This is a genomic window from Herbaspirillum sp. B65, from assembly GCF_000333555.1.
GTDB lineage: Bacteria > Pseudomonadota > Gammaproteobacteria > Burkholderiales > Burkholderiaceae_D > Herbaspirillum > Herbaspirillum rubrisubalbicans.
This window is the reverse complement of the sequence record NZ_BADI01000004.1, coordinates 1-1,524: the sequence shown is the minus strand read 5'-3', so window position 1 is coordinate 1,524 and position 1,524 is coordinate 1. Positions and strand designations below refer to the sequence as shown.

1 protein-coding gene is annotated in these 1,524 nt (G+C 64.4%); it reads right to left on the bottom strand.

Translation table 11 applies throughout. The features are described 5' to 3' along the window. Positions 1–1,420: phosphocholine-specific phospholipase C (locus I5W_RS00055; RefSeq protein WP_252716828.1), on the bottom strand; the 1,420-nt coding region annotated here is incomplete at its 3' end. Between the last annotated feature and the right edge of the window lie 104 nt (positions 1,421–1,524).

Below are 1,524 nucleotides of genomic sequence, written 5' to 3'. Positions count from 1 at the left end.
CGGGCAAGACCGGCGTGAGGGCATCACGCCGACTGAAGTCGAAGGCCGTGCTCAAGTCGCCGCAGACGGCGCGGCGCCAGGGGCTGATGTTGGGCTCGTGACATCGAAAGACNTGCTCCAGGAAGCGGATCACCGAGGTGTGGTCGAACACTTCCGAGCACACGTAACCGCCCTTGGACCAGGGCGAGATCACCAGCATCGGCACCCGCGCGCCCAGTCCGGCCGGCAGGTCGTCGGCCGGATTGACGTAGTCGCCCACGCGGTGGAATTCGCCACTCACGTCCACCGTCGACAAGCCTTGCTGCGCGTGAAGCGGCGGCGTAGGCGGCACCACGTGGTCGAAGAAGCCATCGTTTTCGTCATAGTTCACCAGCAGCACGGTGCTGCTCCACAAGGCTGGATTGGCCGTGAGGATGTCCAGCACCTGGCTGATGTAATGAGCGCCATAGCCGGGGGTACGATCCGGGTGCTCGCAACTGAGCTTGGGCGGCATCAGCCACGAGACCTGCGGCAGGCTGCCGCCCTGCACGTCACGCGCCAGGTCGGCCAGCGTGAACTTGCTGCAAGCCTTCTGCCACAGTGGCGAATCCGGGGCGGCGGTCTGGTACTGGTTGAAGAAGTACTGCAGGACGTTGAAGTCGCTCGGGTAGTCGCCATGGTCCTGCTGCTCTTCATCAGTCCCCTGGTAGACCTTCCAGGACACCTGGTGCTGCTCCAGCCGCTCCGGGTAGGTCATCCAGCGGAAGCTGTCGGCCCCGGTGCGCACCTGGCCCGGCACGCCCGACCAGGCGCCGGTGCGCGGCTGGTAGGTCATGGGACCACCCAAGCGGCCCGCCAGGTCGATGCCGCCACTCATCAGGTGAAAGCGGTTGGGGTTGGTCGAACCCAGCACCGAGCAATGGTAGGCATCGCAGATGGTGAAGGCTTCGGCCAGGGCATAGTGGAAAGGCAGGTCTTCGCGGGTGAAGTAACCCATGGTGACGGTGTCTTTCTTGGCCTCGATCCAGCGATCATAGTCGCCCCGGTTCCAGGCCGCGTGCTGGTCCTTCCAGGCGTGCGGCAGGTTGCCCCCGGCACGCCCGGCGCTGGTGGTGGCCATCTCCAGGCGATACGGCAGCACCAGCTTGCCCTGGGCATCGCGCTGATAAAACACCGGGTTGCCGTCCGGCAGGGGGCGCGGGATGCTGTCGCCAAAACCCCGCACCCCTTTCAGGCAGCCGAAATAGTGATCGAAGGAACGGTTCTCCTGCATCAGGATCACCACATGCTTCACATCCTTGATGCTGCCCGTGGGCGAGGACGGAGCAATGGCCAAGGCCTTGCGGATACTGGCCGGCAGGCTCGACAAGGCCAGCGCCGCGCCGCCCGAGCGGGCAGCGGCCTTGAGGAAATTGCGGCGGCCATAGGGGTTTCTTTTCATCGACATCATCCTCGATTGCTCATTCTCAGTTCAGGCTGAAGCGCAGTTCGACCTCGCCCAGCACCGGTTCATCGGTACGCGAGAACTTCCATGCATCAGCGCCT